The organism is Allostreptomyces psammosilenae, assembly GCF_013407765.1.
In the GTDB taxonomy this organism is placed as follows: Bacteria; Actinomycetota; Actinomycetes; order Streptomycetales; family Streptomycetaceae; genus Allostreptomyces; species Allostreptomyces psammosilenae.
Genome location: NZ_JACBZD010000001.1, coordinates 1,629,283 through 1,648,557, shown reverse-complemented (window position 1 = coordinate 1,648,557; position 19,275 = coordinate 1,629,283). Strand labels below are relative to the sequence as shown.

Annotated in this window: 14 protein-coding genes; 8 read left to right on the top strand and 6 right to left on the bottom strand. The window is 75.8% G+C overall.

Features of this window, described 5'->3' with window-relative positions; translation table 11 throughout:
• Positions 1–39 precede the first annotated feature (39 nt).
• Together FHU37_RS06595 and FHU37_RS06590 are read right to left on the bottom strand one after the other, a co-directional pair.
• Positions 40–1,953, bottom strand: a complete 1,914-nt coding sequence (locus FHU37_RS06595) for an ABC transporter ATP-binding protein (RefSeq protein ID WP_179813266.1) — start codon at positions 1,951–1,953, stop codon at positions 40–42.
• A 29-nt stretch (positions 1,954–1,982) separates the two neighbouring features.
• On the bottom strand, positions 1,983–3,701 hold the full coding sequence (locus FHU37_RS06590) for an ABC transporter ATP-binding protein (RefSeq protein WP_179816081.1): 1,719 nt from the start codon (positions 3,699–3,701) through the stop codon (positions 1,983–1,985).
• A gap of 214 nt (positions 3,702–3,915) precedes the next feature.
• Between FHU37_RS06590 and FHU37_RS06585 the strand changes: the two genes are divergently transcribed.
• The 4 genes from FHU37_RS06585 (at position 3,916) to FHU37_RS06570 (ending at position 9,724) form a co-directional block, all read left to right on the top strand.
• Positions 3,916–5,535 carry an amidohydrolase gene (locus tag FHU37_RS06585; protein ID WP_179813265.1) on the top strand — a complete coding sequence of 540 codons (1,620 nt, stop codon included), beginning with the start codon at positions 3,916–3,918 and terminating at the stop codon, positions 5,533–5,535.
• 91 nt (positions 5,536–5,626) lie between these two features.
• Entirely contained in the window at positions 5,627–6,448 is an 822-nt protein-coding gene (locus FHU37_RS06580) for an ABC transporter ATP-binding protein (protein ID WP_179813264.1), read from the top strand.
• A 79-nt stretch (positions 6,449–6,527) separates the two neighbouring features.
• Positions 6,528–7,541, top strand: coding sequence for an ABC transporter substrate-binding protein (locus tag FHU37_RS06575; RefSeq protein WP_179813263.1), 1,014 nt, complete (start codon positions 6,528–6,530; stop codon positions 7,539–7,541).
• A complete protein-coding gene (locus FHU37_RS06570) occupies positions 7,541–9,724 on the top strand; it encodes an iron ABC transporter permease (protein WP_179813262.1) in 2,184 nt (727 codons plus the stop codon). The genes FHU37_RS06575 and FHU37_RS06570 overlap by 1 nt, the downstream gene beginning before the upstream one ends.
• 118 nt (positions 9,725–9,842) lie before the next feature.
• On the opposite strand, the gene FHU37_RS06565 is transcribed toward FHU37_RS06570, so the two are convergent.
• Entirely contained in the window at positions 9,843–10,868 is a 1,026-nt protein-coding gene (locus FHU37_RS06565; RefSeq protein ID WP_179813261.1) for an aspartate-semialdehyde dehydrogenase, read from the bottom strand.
• Positions 10,869–11,213: 345 nt separating this feature from the next.
• On the opposite strand from FHU37_RS06565, the gene FHU37_RS06560 reads away from it, so the two are divergent.
• Complete coding sequence (locus FHU37_RS06560; protein ID WP_179813260.1) at positions 11,214–13,691, top strand: SpoIIE family protein phosphatase; 2,478 nt, start codon at positions 11,214–11,216, stop codon at positions 13,689–13,691.
• Between the two features lie 53 nt (positions 13,692–13,744).
• Here the strand turns inward: FHU37_RS06560 and FHU37_RS06555 are convergent, their stop codons facing one another.
• Complete coding sequence (locus FHU37_RS06555; RefSeq protein WP_179813259.1) at positions 13,745–14,749, bottom strand: SDR family oxidoreductase; 1,005 nt, start codon at positions 14,747–14,749, stop codon at positions 13,745–13,747.
• A 308-nt stretch (positions 14,750–15,057) separates the two neighbouring features.
• On the opposite strand from FHU37_RS06555, the gene FHU37_RS06550 reads away from it, so the two are divergent.
• Both FHU37_RS06550 and glmS read left to right on the top strand, forming a co-directional pair.
• Positions 15,058–15,312 carry a hypothetical protein gene (locus tag FHU37_RS06550; protein ID WP_179816080.1) on the top strand — a complete coding sequence of 85 codons (255 nt, stop codon included), beginning with the start codon at positions 15,058–15,060 and terminating at the stop codon, positions 15,310–15,312.
• A 148-nt stretch (positions 15,313–15,460) separates the two neighbouring features.
• A complete protein-coding gene (gene glmS, locus FHU37_RS06545) occupies positions 15,461–17,347 on the top strand; it encodes a glutamine--fructose-6-phosphate transaminase (isomerizing) (RefSeq protein ID WP_179813258.1) in 1,887 nt (628 codons plus the stop codon).
• Between the two features lie 51 nt (positions 17,348–17,398).
• Here the strand turns inward: glmS and FHU37_RS06540 are convergent, their stop codons facing one another.
• The gene (locus tag FHU37_RS06540) at positions 17,399–17,812 is read right to left on the bottom strand and encodes a winged helix-turn-helix transcriptional regulator (RefSeq protein WP_179813257.1); all 414 of its coding nucleotides are present in this window, start codon (positions 17,810–17,812) and stop codon (positions 17,399–17,401) included.
• Positions 17,813–17,942: 130 nt separating this feature from the next.
• Here FHU37_RS06540 and FHU37_RS06535 point away from each other — a divergent pair, with 130 nt between their 5' ends.
• Complete coding sequence (locus FHU37_RS06535; RefSeq protein WP_179813256.1) at positions 17,943–18,554, top strand: TetR/AcrR family transcriptional regulator; 612 nt, start codon at positions 17,943–17,945, stop codon at positions 18,552–18,554.
• Between the two features lie 14 nt (positions 18,555–18,568).
• On the opposite strand, the gene mug is transcribed toward FHU37_RS06535, so the two are convergent.
• Positions 18,569–19,129, bottom strand: coding sequence for a G/U mismatch-specific DNA glycosylase (gene mug / locus FHU37_RS06530; RefSeq protein WP_179813255.1), 561 nt, complete (start codon positions 19,127–19,129; stop codon positions 18,569–18,571).
• Between the last annotated feature and the right edge of the window lie 146 nt (positions 19,130–19,275).

The following is a 19,275-nucleotide window of genomic DNA, read 5'->3' as shown; positions in this document are numbered from 1 at the left end:
GACCGTCACCAAAGCCGGTCCAGAGGGTGATCGGCCGCATCACGACGGTTTCCCGCCGGCCTGCTCCTCCCCGCCCCCGTCCTCACCGGCCCCGTCCTCACCGTCGGAGTGTTCGTCGGCCCACGCCTCCCACAGGGCGGCGTAGCGCCCGCCGGCGGCGACGAGTTCGGCGTGGCTGCCGCTCTCCACGATCCGCCCGGCCTCCATCACCACCACCCGGTCGGCGGTGGCCGCCTGGGTCAGCCGGTGGGCGACGACCAGGCCGGTCCGGCCCTCCAGGGCGCGCGCCGCCGCGGTCTCCAGGACGCGGGCACCGGCGCTGCCGGCCTCCGCGGTGGCCTCGTCGAGGATGGCCACGGGCGGGTCGGCGAGGACGAGCCGGGCCAGGGCGAGCTGCTGCGCCTGGGTCACGGTGAGCCGGTGCGCCCCCTCGCCGACCACGGTGTCCAGCCCGTCGGGCAGCGCCCGCGCCCAGTCGAGGGCGCCCACCCGGTCCAGGGCGGTCCGCAGGTCCTCGTCGGTGGCGTCCGGCCGGGCCAGCCGCAGGTCGTCGGCGAGCGGGCCGGCGAAGACGTGCACCTCCTGGGTCACCAGCACGACGGTGCGGCGGACGGCGGCGGGGCCGAGGTCGGCCAGGTCGACGCCGCCGAGCGAGACGGTGCCGGCGGACGGGGTGTGGATGCCGGCGATCAGCTTGGCCAGGGTGGTCTTGCCGGCCCCGCTGGCCCCGACCAGGGCGACCCGCTCGCCGGGGGTGACGGCCAGGTCGACGTCGCGGAGCACCGGGTGGCCCGGCTGGTAGGCGTGGTGGACGCCGGCGACCTTGATGGAGGCGTCGGCGGGGAGGGCGGGGCGGCGCGGTTCGTGCGGCAGCGGCAGTTCGGCGACGCCGACCAGCCGGGACAGGCTGGCGGTGGCCAGCAGGGCGTCGTCGACGAGGGCGAGGGCGACGTTGATCGGCCCGAACAGGCTGTGGAAGTACAGGGCGGCGGCGGTCGCCGTGCCGACCGAGACGCTGTCGGCCCGGACCAGCACGAACCCCGTGGCCAGGACGGCGGCCAGGCCGACGTACTCGGCGAGGTTGAGCCGGCCGTAGAAGCCGGTGAGCAGCCGGATGCCGCGCAGCGCCAGTTCGACGGCGGCCCGGGAGCGCCGGGTGACCCGCTCGGTGTGCTGCTCGGCGAGGCGGAAGGCGCGGACGGTGCGGGCGCCTCCGATGGTGTCGAGGAGCTGCTGCTGCTGGGCGCCGACGGCGACGCGCTGTTCGGCGTACAGCGGGACGGCCCGGCGGACGTACCAGCGCACGGTGTGCAGTTGGATGGGCACGGCGAGCAGGGCGGCGAGCAGGAACCGCCAGTCCAGCACGGCCAGCCCGACCAGGGTGAGCCCGATGGTGAGCACCGAGCGGGCCAGCTCGGGCAGGGCGCCGCGGACGGCCTCGGCGACGGTGGAGACGTCGCCGGTGACCCGGGAGGTGAGGTCGCCGGAGCCGGCCCGTTCCACCTGTTCCAGCGGCAGCCGCAGGGCGCGTTCGACGAACCGCTCGCGCAGGGTGGCCAGGACGCCCTCGCCGAGCCGGGCGACCAGCCCGACTCCGAGGGCGGTGGCCGCGCCCTGCGCGACGGCGACGGCGGCCAGCAGCAGCACCGGGAGGGTGAGGGCGTCGACGGGGCGGCCCTCGGCCACGGAGTCGACCACGCGGCCGAGCAGCGGGGCGGTGAGCAGTCCGGCAGCGGTGGCGCCGGCGAGCACGGAGAACGCCCCGGCGGCCAGCGGGCGGTGTGGGCGCAGCAGTTCGCGGACGGCGGCCCGGGTGCGGGCGCCGGTGGCGGTGGGCAGCAGTTCCCGTTCCGGCTCGGGGTGGCCCGGTCCTGGGCCGCCCGGCTCCGCGCCGTGCGGCGCCGGGCGGTGGCCGGGCGTCCGGTCGGCGGTGGGCTCCCCCGTCGTGGTCATCCGGCTGCTCCTTCGGGGTCGATCGGGGGTCAGGCGAGGACGGCGGCCCGGTAGGCGGCGTGCCGCCGGACCAGGTCGGTGTGGCGGCCCTCGGTGGTGACGGTGCCGCCGTCCAGCACGAGCACCCGGTCGGCGACGGCCAGCAGCGCCGGGGAGGTGGTGAGCAGGACGGTGGTGCGGCCCCGGCGGATCTCCCGGAGGCGGTCGGCGACGCGTGCCTCGGTCACGGCGTCGACGGCGGTGGTCGGGTCGTGCACCAGCAGCACCGGGGGGTCGGCGGCCAGGGCGCGGGCGAGGGCGACCCGTTGGCGCTGGCCGCCGGAGAGGGATCGGCCGCGTTCGGTGATCGGGGTGTGCGCGCCGTGGGGCAGGGCGCGGGCCACCTCGTCGGCGGCGGCTGCGTGCAGCGCGTGCTCGACGTGGTCCGCCGGCCCGGTGGCGGCGGCGGTGACGTTCTCGATCAGGGTGCCCTCGAACAGGTCGGCGTCGTGGGCCGCGGGCAGGATCGCCGCGCGGATCTCGGCGGGGTGGAGGCCGGTCAGCGGCGCGCCGTCGAGCTCGACGGTGCCGGCCTCGGGGTCGGCCTCGCGGGCCAGGCACTCCAGCAGCGCGCCGGCGGCGGCCGGGTCGGTGGTGACGACGCCGACCAGTTCGCCGGGGGCGACGTCGAGGTCGACGCCGCGCAGCGGCCCGTGGGTGACGCCGCGCAGCCGCAGCCGGCCCCGCACGGGGGTCGGCCGGGCGGCTCCCGACCGGTTCGCGCCGGTGCCGCCGGCGGCGCCGGGGTCTCCGGTGCCGCCGGGGGTGGCCACGGCGGGTGGCGCGGCCAGCACGGAGGCGACCCGGGCGGCGGAGGCGCGGCCCTGGGCCAGTTCCCCGCCGACCCAGGAGATCATCGACAGCGGGGTGAGCAGGAACTGCGCCAGTCCCACGGCGGAGACGAGTTCGCCGACGCTGATGTCGCCGCGCGCCGCCAGCCGGCCGCCGACCAGGGCGACGAGCGCGATGAAGGCGCCGTTGAGGGCGAGGATGGCGCCGTCGTGCCAGGCCTCGGCGCGCGCGGCGCGCAGCGTGGCGGCGAGGGAGTCCCGGCTGGTGCGCCGGTAGCGGGCGACGGCCGCGTTCTCGGCGCCGAGGCCCTTGAGCACCCGCAGCCCGGCGACCAGGTCGGTGGCGATGCCGGAGGCGTGCGCGGCGCGTTCCTGCTCGACGCCGCTGCGCCGTTCCAGCGGCCGGCCCAGCAGGTGGGCGAGGTAGAGCAATGGCGGCGTGCCGAGCAGCACCAGCAGGCCGAGCGGGACGGAGACCCGCAGCAGGGCCACGGCGCTGACCAGGAGTCCGGCCAGCGCCCCGACGCCGGCGGGGATCACGGTGTTGACCGTGCCGACGCGGCGGGCGTCGCCGGTGGCGATGGTGACCAGCGCCCCGGCCAGTCGGCCGGTCTCGGCGCCGCCGCGGGGGTCGAGGACGCGGGTGGCGAGGCGGCGGCGGAGTTCGTGGGCGGCCTGTTCGGCGGCGCGTTCCCCGGCGCGCAGGGCGAACCGGAAGCTGACGGAGAGCCCGGTGAAGACGGCGGCGAGCAGCAGCAGCCAGCCGAGCAGGGCGGTGGCCGTGCCGTCGGAGACGGCCTGGTCGATCACCACGCCGATGAGCACGGGGACCAGGGCCTCTCCGGCCTGGTGGCCGACGGCGAGGGCGGCGCCCGTCGCGATGTGCCGTCGCTGGCCGGCGACCGACTGGCGCAGCACGTCGCGCCCGGAGGGCGTTCCCGGCGGTGCGGCGGCGCGCCGCGAGGGGGAGCCGGCCCGTGGATCGCGCGGTTCGGTCGCGCGCGTGTCACCCGCGCTCAACTCGGGTACCTCCCCGCGGGTGTGCGGACATGGGCGTGGCCCTATCGCCCCACGGCGGAGATCGATAAGGTAAGCCTACTCTAATCAGTATCAGGATTCTCCGGGAGATCCGATGCTCGACGTACGGCTGGTCGGCGGCACGATCCTGACGATGGATCCGGAACACCCGGTGGCCCACCAGGTGGGGCTGTGGGACGGGCGGATCGTCGGCGTGGACGACGCGGTGGCCGCGCTGCCGGCGCGGCGCGTGGTCGACCTGGACGGCGCGACGGTGCTGCCGGGGTTCGTCGACGCCCACGTCCACCTGGTCTGGGCCGGCCTGAAGGCGCGCGGCGTCAGCATCGCCCCGTGCGAGCGGATCGACGACGTCCTGGAGGCGATCCGGAGGGCCGCGCTGCGCCGGGAGCCCGGGGAGTGGGTGGACGTGGTGGGCTACGACCAGCGCCCGCTCGGCCGTCACCTCACCGCCGCCGAGCTGGACGCGGTCGGCGCCGGCCGCCGGATCCTGGTGACGCACGACTCCGGGCACGCCTGCGTGGTGAGCTCCAACGTGCTGGAGCTGCTGCCGCCGGACGTGCCGCACCAGGCGGGCGCGCTGGCGGAGGGCGGCATGGCGGCGGTGCGCCGGGCGCGGCAGCCGTACCCGGTGGACCAGCTGGCGGACGCCGTGGAGCACGCCGCCCGGGTCTGCCTGGCCGAGGGGGTGACGGCCTGCGCCGAGGCCGGCATCGGCGGCGGCCTGATCAGCCACAGCCCGATCGAGCTGGCGGCGTACCAGCGGGCCCGGGAGGGCGGCCGGCTGCCGCTGCGGGTCCAGCTGATGGTGGCCGCGGACGCCCTGCACCCGGTCGGCGCGCACCCCCGCGACGAGGTGCCGCGCGGCCTCGACCTGGGCCCGCGCACCGGCTTCGGCGACGACCGGCTCGCCCTCGGCGCGCTGAAGATCTTCACCGACGGCGGCATGATGGCCCGCACCGCCGCGCTGAGCAGCCCGTACGTGGGGCTGGAGCACAGCGGGCAGCTGTACGCGGACGCGGAGGTGATCCACCGGCAGGTGCGGGACGGCCACCTGGCGGGCTGGCAGCTGGCCATCCACGCCATCGGGGACCGCGCCCTCGACGTCGCCCTGGACGCGCTGGCGGCGGCCCGGCGCCTCGCGCCGCGTCCCGGGGCGCGGCACCGGATCGAGCACGCCGGGCTGGTGCGCCCGGACCAGCTCGCCCGGATGGCGGAGCTGGAGCTGACGGCGGTGGTCCAACCCAACTTCCTGTGGTACCTGGGCGACGACTACGCGCGGATCATGGGCGAGGAGCGGGCGCCCTGGCTGTACCGGGGCCGGGGCTTCCTGGAGCACGGGGTCCGGCTGGCCGGCAGCTCGGACCGGCCGGTCACCGACGGGGCGCCGCTGCGGGCGGTCCAGTTCATGGTGGAGCGGGCCACCGCCTCCGGCGCGGTGGTGGGTCCGGCGGAGGGGATCACCGTGGAGGAGGCGCTGCGCTGCTACACCCGGGACGCGGCGTACGCCTGCCGGTGGGAGCACGCGGTCGGCAGCGTGGCGCCGGGCCGGTACGCCGATCTGGTGGTGCTGGCCGACGACCCCCGCCGGGTCGAGGTCTCCCGGATCGGCGACATCGGGATCCTGGCGACGGTGGTGGGCGGCGAGGTGGTGGCGGGGACCGACCTGCTGGGCGAGGGCTCCGCCGCCGCGGGCCGCGCCGCGACGCAGTCGTGATGTCCCGGCAGGTGACGACGAATTGATTCGGCCACCTCGGTTCGGTTAGGCTCACCTTACGAAAACGCGAGCTGAGGGGGTGCTGTCGGCCATGGGCGATGTCCGCCTGGTGGTGGAAAGCCTTGATGTCGGCCACGGCGACCGACCGGTGCTCACTGGCGTGAACCTGACGCTGCGCGCGGGCACGATGACGGCGCTGGTCGGCCCCAACGGGTGCGGCAAGTCCACCCTGCTGCGGACCATGGCCGGCCTGCTGCCCGCCATGGGCGGCGGCGTGCTGGTCGACGGAGCCCCGCTGGGTTCGCTGTCCCGCCGCGCGCTCTCCCGGAGCCTGGCCTTCCTGCCGCAGACGCCGCTGGTGCCCGCCGGCGTGACCGTCCGTGAGCTCGTCCGGCACGGGCGCTACGCGCACCGCGGCGCGTTCGCCCGGCACACGGCGGAGGACGCCCAGGCCGTGGAGTGGGCGCTGGAGGTCAGCGACGCCGCCCGGCTCGCCGACCGCCGGCTGGACGAGCTCTCCGGCGGCGAACGCCAGCGGGCGTGGCTGGCCACCGTGCTCGCCCAGCGCTCCGGCATCGTGCTGCTGGACGAGCCCACCACCTACCTCGACCTGCGGCACCAGTTCGAGGTGCTGGAGGTGGTCCACCGGCTGGTCCACGAGCACGGCATCGCCTGCGGCGTCGTGCTGCACGACCTGATGCAGGCGTCGGCCTACGCCGACGAGATCGTGGTGGTCTCCGGTGGCGCCGTCGCCGCCTCCGGCACCCCCGAGGACGTCCTCACCCCCGACGTCATCGACCAGGCCTTCGGCCTGAAGGTCAGCGTGCTCCGCGACCCGGAGACCGGATACCTCGCCTGCTTCCCCCGGCTGCCCGACGCCAGCGCCGCGGCGGCCGCCGCCGCCTCCTCCTGAGCACCCCCCTCCCCGTCCGCCGGCCGGCACGGCCGGCCCATCGGCACGACCCGCACCACCGCCCCCAAGGAGAACCACCATGAACAGGCTGCTGCGCGCGCTCGCCACGGCGGGCACCGCCGTGGCGCTCGGGCTGAGCGTCGCCGCGTGCGGATCCGGCACGGTCAGCGACCCCGGATCCAACGCCTCCGGCGACCAGGCAGGCGAGTCCGCGGCGGGCGCGAGCGGTGAGATCACCGTGCAGACCGCGCGCGGCCCGGTGACCCTGCCCGGCACCGCCACCAAGGTCGTCGCCCTGGAGTGGGCCTACGTCGAGGAGCTCGTCGCCCTGGGCGTCACCCCGACCGGGGTCGCCGACGTCGCCGGCTACGGCCAGTGGGTGACCGCGCCCAGCGCCAAGCTGCCGACCGAGGGGGTCACCGACGTCGGCACCCGCGCGGAGCCGAGCGTGGAGCAGATCCGCGCCCTGGACCCGGACCTGATCGTGGCCGAGGAGAACGCGGTCGCGGCCAACTTCGACCAGCTCAACGAGATCGCCCCGGTGCTCTCCTTCGACTACACCGTCCAGCCGCAGCTGGAGACGATGAAGACGAACTTCACCGAGCTGGCCAAGGCGGTCGGCCAGGAGGAGAAGGCGGCCGAGGTGCTCGGCGCCATCGACACCAAGGCCGCCGAGGTCGCCGACCGCCTGGAGGCGGCCGGCCAGGCCGGCCTGGGCTACGCGCTGGCGCAGGGCTTCACCATGAACGGCGCCCCCTCGATCCGCATGTTCACCGACGAGGCGATGGGCGCCCAGGTGCTGAACCTGGCCGGGCTGACCAACAGCTGGACCGGTGAGCCGGACGAGTGGGGATTCTCCACGGTGACGGTCGAGAACCTGACCCAGGTGCCCTCCGACGCCACCTTCCTGTACGTGGCCGGCGCGGACGACAACCCGTTCACCGGCGTGCTGGCGGACAACCCGGTCTGGCAGGGCCTGGACTTCGTCGAGCAGGACCGGGCCCTCGCCCTCGACCCGGGCACCTGGTTCTTCGGCGGTCCGCTCTCGGCCGTGCAGATCCTGGACGAGACCGCGAAGGCCCTCCAGGTCTGATGCCCACCACGAACACCCCGCGGCGGGGCCGCCCACCACGCTCCACGGTGGGCGGCCCCGCCGCGCCGGCCACCCCCGGCACCGCCCCCCACCCGGCCCCGGACGGCGCGGACGCCCCCCACGGCAAGGGTCCCGCGCCCGAACGCCCGCAGCCCGGGCGGCCGGGGCTCGCCGGGCGCGCCACGCTGCTGTCCGGCGCCCTGCTCCTGCTGGCCCTCGGCGCGGTGGTGGTGCTCCACCTCAGCCTGGGCGCGGCCGGGGTCGGCACCCGCGACCTGATCGACCTGATCGCCGGCCGGGCCGGCGAGGACGTGGAGGCGGTGTTCGTCGGCAGCCGTCTGCCGCGCACCCTGGCCGGCCTGGTCACCGGCATCGCCCTCGGCGTCTCCGGGGCGCTGATCCAGGGCGCCACCCGCAACCCGCTCGGCGCCCCGGACACCCTCGGGGTCAACGCCGGCGCCTACCTCGCCGTCGCGCTGGTGGCCTTCATGGGCTGGGGCGGCGGTGTCATGGCCTCGGGCATCGCGTCCTTCCTCGGCGCGGCGGCCGCCATCGGCGTGGTGTACCTGCTCGCCGCGCGCGGCGTGCTCAGCCCCGGCCGGCTGCTGCTGGCCGGCGCCACCGTCGCGCTGATCGGCAGCGCCGCGGCGCAGTTCCTGCAGATCCTCGACGAGGAGGGCACCCAGGGCGTCTTCTTCTGGGGCAACGGCAGCCTCATCCAGAGCGGCCTGGACCGCCCGCTGGTGCTCGGCGGCGTCGTCGCCGCCGCCGTGCTGCTGGCGCCCCTGCTGGCCCGCCCGCTGGACCTGATGGCGCTCGGCGACGAGGCCGCCGAGGCCATGGGCGCCCGGGTGGGCCGGATCCGGCCCGCCGCCTGGCTGCTCGCGGTGCTGCTCGCCGCAGCGGCCGTCACCCTCGCCGGCCCCGTCGGCTACGTCGGACTGATCGCCCCGGTCGCGGTCCGGATGCTCGGGGTGCGGCGCCACGCGGCGCTGCTGCCGCTGGCCGGCCTCGCCGGCGCCCTGCTGGTCCTGGTCGCGGACGCCGCCGCCCAGCTCGCCTTCCCGCCCTCGGCCGGCTACGGCGAGCTGCCGGTGGGCGTGGTGACGGCGCTGATCGGCGGCCCGGTGTTCGTGCTGCTCGCCCGCCGGGCCACCACGGGCGACGCGGACACCGGCGCCGCCGTCGCGGTGGCCCGCCCCCAGCCGGGCCCGCGCTACGCCACCGCGCTGGGCGTCGGTGCCGCCGCCGTCGCGGTGGCCGTGCTGCTGGGGCTGCGGGTCGGTGACGTGGACATCACCTGGGGGCAGATCGTCGGCGCGGTGTTCGGCTCGGCCGAGCCGATGGCCGCGGAGGTGGTCGCCTACCGGATGCCGCGGATCCTGGTGGCCGCGCTGGCCGGGGCCTGCCTGGCCGCCGCCGGGGCGGCCGTGCAGTCGGTGGTGCGCAACCCGCTGGCCGAACCGGGCCTGGTCGGGGTGACGGCCGGGGCCTCGGCCGGCGCCGTGCTGCTGATCGTGGTCATCCCCACCGCTCCCGCGTTCCTGCTGCCGATGTCGGCGGCGGTCGGCGGGGTGCTGGCGCTCGCGCTGGTGCTGCTGCTCGCCCGCGACCGGGCCGGGCTCGACCCCACCCGGGTGGTGCTGGTCGGCCTGGGCGTGGCCGCCACGGCGGGCGCGGCGGTCAACACCATGGTGGTGGGATCCCAGATGGACACCTCGGCGGCGCTGATCTGGATGGCGGGCAGCACCTACGGCCGCGACCTGACCACGCTGGGCTGGCTGGTGGTCCCGGCGGTGGTCGCCGTCGCGCTGACCGCCGCGGCCCGGCCGGTCAACATGCTGGCGCTCGGCGACGACCTGCCCCGCGCCCTGGGCCTGGACATCTCGCGCGCCCGGATGCTGGTCCTGGGCTCCGCCGCGGTGCTCGCCGCCGGCACCGCGGCGGCGGTCGGCACCGTCGGCTTCGTCGGCCTGGTCGCCCCGCACCTGGCGCGCCGCCTGGTCGGCAGCCACACCGGGCGGGTCGTGCCGATGGCGGCCGTGCTGGGCGCGGTGCTGCTGGTGGCCTCGGACGCGCTGGGCCGGATGCTGCTGGCGCCGGTGGAGATCCCGGTCGGCGTGGTGACCGCGCTGCTCGGCGCGCCCTACCTGATGTGGCTGCTGCGGCGCGGCGGGAGATGAGTCGGGCGGGCGACCACCGGGCCCGCGGCTCGTCCTGCGCGGCGGGCACCGGTGGGGACCGCCGGGGAACACGCGCCGGGGGCGCCCGTCCTGCGACGGGCGCCCCCGGCGCGTCGGCTCAGCGGGACTCGGCCGCGACCAGTTCGGCGATCTGCACGGCGTTCAGCGCCGCGCCCTTGCGCAGGTTGTCGCCGGAGCAGAACAGCGCCAGGCCGTGCTCCACGGTCTCGTCGGCGCGGATCCGGCCCACGTAGGTGGGGTCCTGCCCGGCGGCCTGGAGCGGGGTCGGCACGTCGCTCAGCACCACGCCGGGCGCGCCCTCCAGCAGCTCGCGGGCGCGCTGCGGGGTGATCGGGCGGGCGAAGCGGGCGTTGATCTGCAGGGAGTGGCCGGTGAAGACGGGCACGCGCACGCAGGTGCCGGAGACCTTCAGGTCCGGGATCTCCAGGATCTTGCGGCTCTCGTTCCGCAGCTTCTTCTCCTCGTCGGTCTCCTCCGAGCCGTCGTCGACGATGGAGCCGGCGAGCGGGAGCACGTTGAACGCGATCGGCCGCACGTACTTGTTGGGCGCGGGGAACTCCACGGCGGAGCCGTCGAAGGCCAGCTTGGTCGCCCCGTCGACCACCTTGCGGACCTGCTCGTCGAGCTCGGCCACGCCGGCCAGCCCGCTCCCGGACACCGCCTGGTAGGTGGAGACGACCAGGCCGGTCAGCCCGGCCTCCTCGTGCAGCGGCCGCAGCACCGGCATGGCGGCCATGGTGGTGCAGTTCGGGTTGGCGATGATGCCCTTCGGGCGGCGCAGCGCCGCGTGCGGGTTGACCTCGGAGACCACCAGCGGCACGTCCGGGTCCATCCGCCAGGCCGAGGAGTTGTCCACCACGACGGCGCCGGCGGCGGCGACCCGGGGAGCCAGCGCCTTCGAGGTCGCCCCGCCGGCCGAGAAGAGCACGATGTCCAGGCCGGCGTAGTCGGCGGTCTCCGCGTCCTCGACGGTGACCTCGGTGCCCTGCCACGGCAGCGTCCGGCCGGCGGACCGCGCCGAGGCGAACAGCCGCAGCTCGTCCACGGGGAAGCGGCGCTCGGCCAGCACCTCACGCATCACGCCACCCACCTGGCCGGTGGCTCCCACGATGCCGATCCTCATCCGCTTCCCTCTCTACCGTGCTGACTGGGGCGATCCGAGCGTGACGCACCCGGGTCGCGCGGGTCCAGTTCGTATTCGTGTCCCAAATCGTAAGCTCAGCTGGCGCTCGGCGGGCGGCGCGGGTGGCGCGGGTGACATAGGCAACGCCGGGTGGCCGGACGCCCCGGGCGGCTGGGCCCAGCCGGACTCGGTCCGGTAACCGCGATCCGGCGGGGTTTCCGGCGTTTCATCCCGATAACTTCGGTTATGCGGGACCTCTTCCGTTCCGATCCGATTCGACGGCTCGCGGCCGAGGAATGACCCTGGAGTAGTGCCCACCCGACGACGGGCGCGAGATGAGCGGCGATGGACACCCACAGCACCGGTTCCCACGGTGGCGCCGAGGAGCGCCACCGCGACGAACACGCCCCGTACACGGCCACGGCCACCTTCGACGCGCGCGGCGTGCTGACGGAGTGGGGCGAGGGGGCGCGCCGGCTGCTCGGCTACCGGCCCGCGGAGGTCCTCGGCCATCCGGCCGGGGAGCTGCTCGCCGAGGAGCTCCCCGCCCCGACCCGGCACGCCCTGACCACCCGGACGCGCTGGCGGACCGAGCTGGAGCTGCGCCACCGCGACGGGCACCCGCTGCGGCTCCCGCTGCTGGCGCACCCCGGGACGACGGACGACGGCGACGCCCGCTGGCTGGTGGTCTGCCCCGTCGGCTGGCGACCGCCCGACCCCGCCGAGGCCGACGCGCTGCCCGGGTGGGCCTTCCAGCAGGCCCCGTACCCCGTCGCGCTGTACGACACCGACCTGCGGCTGACCCGGGCGAACGCGGCGATGGAGCAGGCGGTGGCGCTCACCGAGGAGGAGATGCGCGGTCTGCGGGTCGGGGAGATCGTGGACCACCCCGAGGCCACCAAGACCGAGCAGTTCATGCGCGAGGCCCTGGAGCGGGGCGAGACGCGCTACCTGGAGAACTTCATCCGCGTCCCCGGCGAGGAGCGGCAGCACGCCTGGTCGGTCTTCCTCACACCGCTGCGGGACCGCGACGGAACGCCCCGGGGCGTGTCCCTGACCACCCTGGACATGACCGAGCAGTACTGGGCCCGGCACCGGCTGGCCGTCCTGGACGAGGCCAGCGGCCGCATCGGCCGGACCCTGGATCCGGTGCGCACGGCGGAGGAACTCACCGAGATGACCGTGCCGGGGCTCGCCGACTTCGTCTCGGTCGACGTGCTGGACCGCGTGCTGGCCGGCGAGGAGCCGGCGCCGGACCCGCTGCGCTTCCCGGTCACCCTGCGCCGCGTCGCGCACCGCTCCATCCTGCCCGGCGTCCCCGAGGCGGTGGTCGCGGTGGGCGACTTCGACAGCTACGCGCGCAATTCCGCGCCGGCCCGGGCGCTCGCCAGCGGGGAGACGGTCACCGGGCCACGACCCGGCACGTCCGTCGCCGCGGCGGCCTGCTGGGACCCGGCCCGCGCCGAACGCGTACGGACCTTCGGCTTCCACGCCTGGATGGCGGTGCCGCTGCGCGCCCGCGGCACCACGCTGGGCGTCGCCGGCTTCGCCCGCCACACCAGCCCGGAGCCCTTCACCAGCGACGACGTGCTGCTCGCCGAGCAGTTGGCGGCGCGCACCGCGATCAGCCTGGACAACGCCCGCCGCTACACCCGGGAACGCAACGCCGCCCTCGCCCTGCAACGCAGCCTGCTGCCGCACCGGCTGCCGGGCCGGCCGGCCGTGGAGGTGGCCTCCCGCTACCTGCCGGCGGCCTCCCACCTGGGGCTCGGCGGGGCCTGGTTCGACGTGATCGGGCTGTCCAGCGCCCGCGTCGCGCTGGTGGTCGGCGACGTCGTCGGCCACGGGGTGCACGCCGCCGCCACCATGGGCCGGCTGCGCACCGCCGTGCGCACCCTGGCGGACGTCGACCTCGCCCCGGACGAGCTCCTCACCCACCTCGACGACCTGGTGGTGCACCTCGGCGAGGGGACGGACGAGGAGGCGGAGCGCGACCGCGCCGCGGACGGAGTCGGGGCCGGCGGCGAGGTCGGTGCCACCTGCCTGTACGCCGTCTACGACCCGGTGTCCCGCCAGTGCACCGTCTCCCGCGCCGGCCCGCTGCCGCCGGCGCTGGTCCGCCCGGACGGCACCGTCGAGTTCCCGGACCTGCCCGCCGGCCCGGCCCTCGGCACGGGCGGGCTGCCCTACGAGTCCGGGCAGCTGGAACTGCCGGAGGGCAGTCTGCTCGCGCTGTACACCAGCGGCCTGGTGGAGTCCAGCGCCAACCACGACCGGGACGTCGGCGACGGCCTGGAGGAGCTGTGCCGGGTGCTGTCCCGGGCGGCCGCGCCGGGGGCGGCCCCGCGGTTGGACGCCACCTGCGACGACGTCCTGGCGTCGCTGCTCCCGGAGCGTCCCTCGGACGACGTCGCCCTGCTGCTGGCCCGCACCCGCGCGCTCGACGAGCACCACGTGGCCACCTGGGACCTGGCGGCCGAGCCGTCCGTGGTCTCCGACGCCCGCAAGCTCGCCACCGAGCGGCTGCAGGCGTGGGGCCTGCAGGAGGCCACCTTCGCCACCGAGCTGGTGGTCAGCGAGCTGGTGACCAACGCCATCCGGCACGCGGCCGCACCGATCAGGCTGCGGCTGATCCGGGACCGGTCCCTGATCTGCGAGGTCTCCGACGGCAGCAGCACCTCGCCGCACCTGCGCCGGGCCCGTTCCGACGAGGAGGGTGGGCGCGGGCTGCTCCTGGTCGCCCAGGTCACCCAGCGCTGGGGCACCCGCTACTCGCTGACCGGCAAGACCATCTGGACCGAGCAGGACCTCCCGACCGGTTGACCCGCGCCGGCGGCAGCGGCGTCGGAGGCGGCGGGGCTTCCGAGGCGTCGGCGTCAGCGGCGTCGGACGGCGGTCAGGCAGGCCGCCGCCGCGACCGCGCCCAGCGCCCCGGCCAGCACCGGCCGGCGGTGCCGCCCCAGCCAGCCGACCAGGTCGTGGGCGCGCGCGTGCTCGGAGTACGGGCCGTGCGCCCCGGCGTCCACCTTGTCGTCCGCCGGGGCGAACAGGTTGGCCGGCCGCACGGGGACGGGGCGGTCGGCCTGCTGGGCGTCGAACCCGGTCCGGCCCAGGTACCAGTCGGCGAGCTTCGGCGCGATCCGGTTGCCGAGGATGGTGTAGGCGGTGGGCACCCCCACCCAGGTGTTCCGGCGCGGGCGCCGCACCAGCGAGGCCACCGCGCGGGCCGCCACCTCCGGCTGGTAGACCGGCGGCACCGGCTTGGCCGGGCGCGCCATCCGGTTGAGCACCCAGGTGAACTGCGGGGTGTTCAGCCCGGGCAGCTGAACCATGCACAGCCGCACCCCGCTGCGGTCGTGCGCCAGCTCGGTGATGACCGACTCGCTGAAACCGACGATCGCGTGCTTGGCGCCGCAGTACGCGCTCTGCAGCGGGATCCCCCGGGAGGTCATCGCGGACCCGACGTTGATCACCACGCCGCGGTCCCTGGGGCGCATCCGGCGCAGCGCCGCCATGGTGCCGTGCACCTGCCCGTGGTAGGTGACGTGGGTGACGCGGTGGAACTGCTCGGGCGTCACCTCGGACAGCGGGGCCAGGAAACCGGCGAAGGCGGCGTTCACCCACACCTCGATCTCGCCCAGTTCCTCCTCCACCCGCCGGGCCGCCCGCTCCACCGCCGCCGGGTCGGCCACGTCGGTGGGGATCGCCACGGCCCGCCGGCCGAGGGCGCGGACGTCGGCCGCGGCGCCGGCCAGTCCGGCCCGCCCGCGCGCCAGGACGCCGATGTCGTAGCCGTCGGCGGCCAGTCGGCGCACCACCGCCCGGCCGACCCCGGCGGTTCCGCCGGTCACCACCGCCACGCCGTCGCGTGCCCGGGACATCCGCCACCTCCGTCGTGCCACTGTCCTGGCCTCAGCCGCTATCCGGACATACCGCATCCATGCATGACGAAGCACGGGAAAGCCCATGCGCGTCGGGAACCGTCTGCCCGAGAACGGGCGTCCTCCTGCCCGAAATCGGGCAGGATTCTTGGCTTTCCCTGGGATGGTTCGTAGTGTCACACCCTGTGACTTCCCCCTGGTCCTCATCACCCCGGCGCGCCGACCGGCTGCCGCCCCGCTCCGACCGCCCCGCGCCTGGCGACGGCCGGGCCGGCGGGGCGGCGGCGGACGGCGTCGGCGCCGAGACGCTGGCGGACCTCGTCGCCCACCTGAGCCGCACCACGCCGCTGGGTCCGGCGGGCTCGGCCCACGTGGTCGCCGAGGTGCTGGCCTACTTCGGCGAGTCGGTGGAGGAGTACGTCCGCCGGCGGCACGCGGAGCTCCAGGGGCGTGGACTGACCAACGAGCGGATCTTCGAACGGATCACCGCGGAACTCCCGCACCGCCGGGTGGCCGCGCCGCGACTGTCGGCGCGCCAGCTGCGGCGGATCGTCTACGGGTGAGCCGTGCGGGTGCCCCCGTGCGGGTGACCCCGCGCGCGTATGCCCCCGTGCGGGTGATCCGCACCCGAACCGAACCCGACCGAACTCGAACCGAACCGACCGAGCCGAGCGGCGCCACCCGAGCGTGCGCCGCGGACAGGAGCCCCACGTGTGCGGAATCGTCGCCTACATCGGTCCGCGCGGCGCGACCGGAGTCCTGCTGGAAGGGCTGCAACGCCTGGAGTACCGCGGCTACGACTCCGCCGGGGTGGCGGTGGCCGCCCGCGGAGGGCTGCGGGTGCGCAAGGTGAAGGGGCGCGTCGCGGACCTCGCGGCGGCGCTGCCGGCCGAGCGGGCCGCCGAGGCGGCCGACCCGGCGGGCGGCGGTTCCGCCCGCGGCCGCGGGCGGAAGGCCCGTGCGCTCTCCGTGGGCATCGGCCACACCCGCTGGGCCACCCACGGCGAGCCCAACGACGTCAACGCGCACCCGCACCTGGACGGCTCCGGCCGGATCGCCGTGGTGCACAACGGCATCATCGAGAACGCCGACGCGCTGCGCGCCAAGCTGACCGCGGACGGCGTGGTGTTCGCCTCCGAGACGGACACCGAGGTGCTGGCCCACCTGATCGCGGCCGCGGCCGGGGAGGGCGTGGAGCTGGAGGAGGCGGTGCGCTCCGCGCTGACCCACGTGGTGGGCACCTACGGCCTGGCCGTGCTGGACGCCACCCGACCGGACCGGGTGGTGGTGGCGCGCAACGGCAGCCCGATCGTGCTGGGCATCGGGGAGAAGGAGATGTTCGCCGCCTCCGACGTGGCGGCGCTGGTGCAGTACACCCGGCAGGTGGTGCACCTGGACGACGGGGAGCTCGCGGTGGTGCGGGCGGACGGCTTCAGCACCTTCACGGAGGACGCCCGGGCCACCGCCAAGACGCCGGACACGGTGGACTGGGAGGTGGGCACCTGGGACACCGGCGGCCACCCGCACTACCTGCTCAAGGAGATCGCCGAGCAGCCGGCCACGGTGGCGCGCACGCTCAGCGGCCGGCTGGACGAGCGGTTCGCCACCGCGCACCTGGGCGGCCTGAACCTCGGGCCGCGTGAGCTGCGGGAGATCCGCCGGGTGAAGATCCTCGGCTGCGGCTCCGCCTACTACGCGGGGGAGATGGGGGCGCAGCTGATCGAGGAGCTGGCCCGGGTGCCGGCCCACGCCGAGCCGGCGTCGGAGTTCCGCTACCGGAACCCGGTGATCGAGGGTGACACGCTGTACGTGGCGGTGAGCCAGTCCGGCGAGACGTACGACACGCTGGCGGCGGTGCAGGAGATCCGCCGCAAGGGCGGTCGGGTGATCGGCATCGTGAACACCGTGGGCAGCGCGATCGCCCGGGAGTGCGACGGCGGGGTGTACCTGCACGCCGGGCCGGAGGTGTCGGTGGCGTCCACCAAGGCGTTCACCTCCACGGCGGTCGCCTTCGCCCTGCTGGCGCTGCACTTCGGCCGGGTGCACGACCTCTCCCCCGCCGACGGGCGGCGGATCTGCGCGGGGCTGAAGGCGCTGCCGGGGCAGATCGAGGAGATCCTGGCCGGGCGGGAGGAGATCGAGCGGTTGGCGGCGGAGTACGCGCGCCACGACGGGATGATGTTCGTGGGGCGGGTGCGCGGCTGGCCGGTGGCGCGCGAGGGCGCGCAGAAGCTGAAGGAGATCTCCTACATCCACGCCGAGGCGTATCCGGCCAGCGAGCTGAAGCACGGCCCGTTGGCGCTGATCAGCCCGGCGCTGCCGACGCTGGCGGTGGTGCCGGACGACGAGCTGCTGGAGAAGAACCTCACCACGCTCGGGGAGATCCGGGCGCGCGGCGGGCGGGTGCTGATGGTGGGTCACCGGCGGCCGGACGCGCGGCTGGCCGAGGACGTCATCGTGGTGCCGCGCGGTGAGCCGGAGCTGGATCCGATCCTGCTGACCGTGCCGCTGCAGCTGTTCGCCTACGCCGCGGCCGTCGCGCTGGGCCGGGACGTGGACCGGCCGCGGAACCTGGCCAAGTCGGTGACGGTGGAGTAGCCGGAGCGGCGGGAGCGCGGCGCGGGGCGGGCGAGGGCTGGTGAGTGGAGGTCAGCCCTCGCCCCTGGCCTCGTCGTAGCGCCGCTGGGCCTGCAGGATGTGCGGCATCCGGGACTCCAGCAGCTCGATGAGTTCGATGAGCTTGGCGGCGGTCTCCCGGCCGAGCGGGGTGAGGCTGTACTCCACGCGCGGCGGGATGGTGGCCTGGACCTCGCGGTGCACGAAGCCGTCGCGCTCCAGGGCGTGCAGGGTCTGCGAGAGCATCTTCTCGCTCACCCCGTCCACCCGGCGGCGCAGCGCGTTGAAGCGGAGGGCGCCCTCGTGCAGGGCGCCGAGCGCCAGCAGCCCCCAGCGGCTGGTGACGTGCTCCATCGCCGGCCGGGAGGGGCAGGCGCGGGCGAAGACGTCGAACTCCAGATCGGCGTCCTGGGACTGCGGGGCGGGAGCGGCCGTGGAGGTGTCCATGCGCCTACGGTACCCCGCGTGCCAGCACTGCACCCAGGGTCGTGCTTTCCGTGAGAAAGCTGGGACGGGACGGGTGACGGCGGCCTGCACAAGACGAGACGTATCGACTCGCCTTTGATAGGTTCCCCGCATGAGCAGCAGCGAGAGAACACCCGACCCGACCCGCCGCAGCGAGCGCTCCCGGCGCTCGATCCTCTCGGCCGCCTTCGAGCTGGTCTCCGAGGTGGGGTACGGGAAGCTCACCATCGAGGCGATCGCCGCCCGCGCGGGCGTCGGCAAGCAGACGATCTACCGCTGGTGGCCGTCCAAGGGCGCGGTCGTCCTGGACGCCTTCCTGGCCCGCGGCGAGAGCGAGCAGGGCGAGATCCGCCTGCCGGACACCGGCGACATCGAGGCCGACCTGAAGGCCGTGCTCCGGCCGACCGTCGAGGAGTTGAAGGACCCCCGCTACGACGTGCCCTTCCGGGCGCTGCTGATCGAGGCCCAGACCGATCCCACGCTCACCGCCCAGATCGTCGAGCGACTGCTGGAGCCGCAGATGGAGGCCACCCGGGAGCGGCTGCGGAGCGCTCGGCGGGCCGGCCAGCTGGCCGGGGACGCCGATCTGGACGTGGCCGTCGAGCTGCTGTTCGGACCGCTCTACCACCGCTGGCTGCTGCGCACCGCCCCGCTGACCGAGCGGTACGCGGACACCGTGGTGGAGCTGGCGCTGCGCGCCCTGCGCCCGGCGGGCCGCGACTGACCGCGACCGCCCGTTCAGCGCACGCCGGCCGCGACGGCCTGCCGCAGCCGGGAGAACTCCTCCGCCAGGGCGGTCGGCGTCCAGTGGGCGTTCAGTCCGCTGGGGCTGGGCAGGACCCACACCCGGGTGTCGCCCATCGCGGCCTCCTGCGGCCCCACCACCGCGCGCCGGGCGTCGAAGGCGGTGCGGTAGGCGGAGACGCCGAGGACGGCGAGCCACCGCGGGCGGTACTCGGCGACCTTGGCGGCGAGGGCGACGCCGCCGGCGCGCAGTTCCTCGGCACCGAGCTCGTCGGCGCGGGCGGTGGCCCGTCCGCCGAGGTTGGTCAGCCCCAGGCCGAGCTCCAGCAGCTCCCACTGCTCGGCCGGGCGGAACAGCCGCGGGGTGAAGCCGGAGCGGTGCAGGGCCGGCCAGAACCGGTTGCCCGGGCGGGCGAAGTGGTGGCCGGTGGCGGCGGACCACAACCCCGGATTGATGCCGCAGAACAGCACGGACAGACCGGGAGCGATCAGATCGGGCAGCCGGCGGTCCCGGGCCGCCTGGAGCTCGGCTGGCGTCGGTCGGTGCTCCCGCATCCCTCCAGTGTGCCGGGCCCGGCGCCCGGCTCGGCGCCACGGGGCGGCGCCGACGGCTAGCCGTGGGGAGCGGGAGGGGGCAGAATGCGGGGCGCCCATGGTTGATGTGTACGCGTCTGCCGTGTGGGCGCGTGCCGCCCGGGACT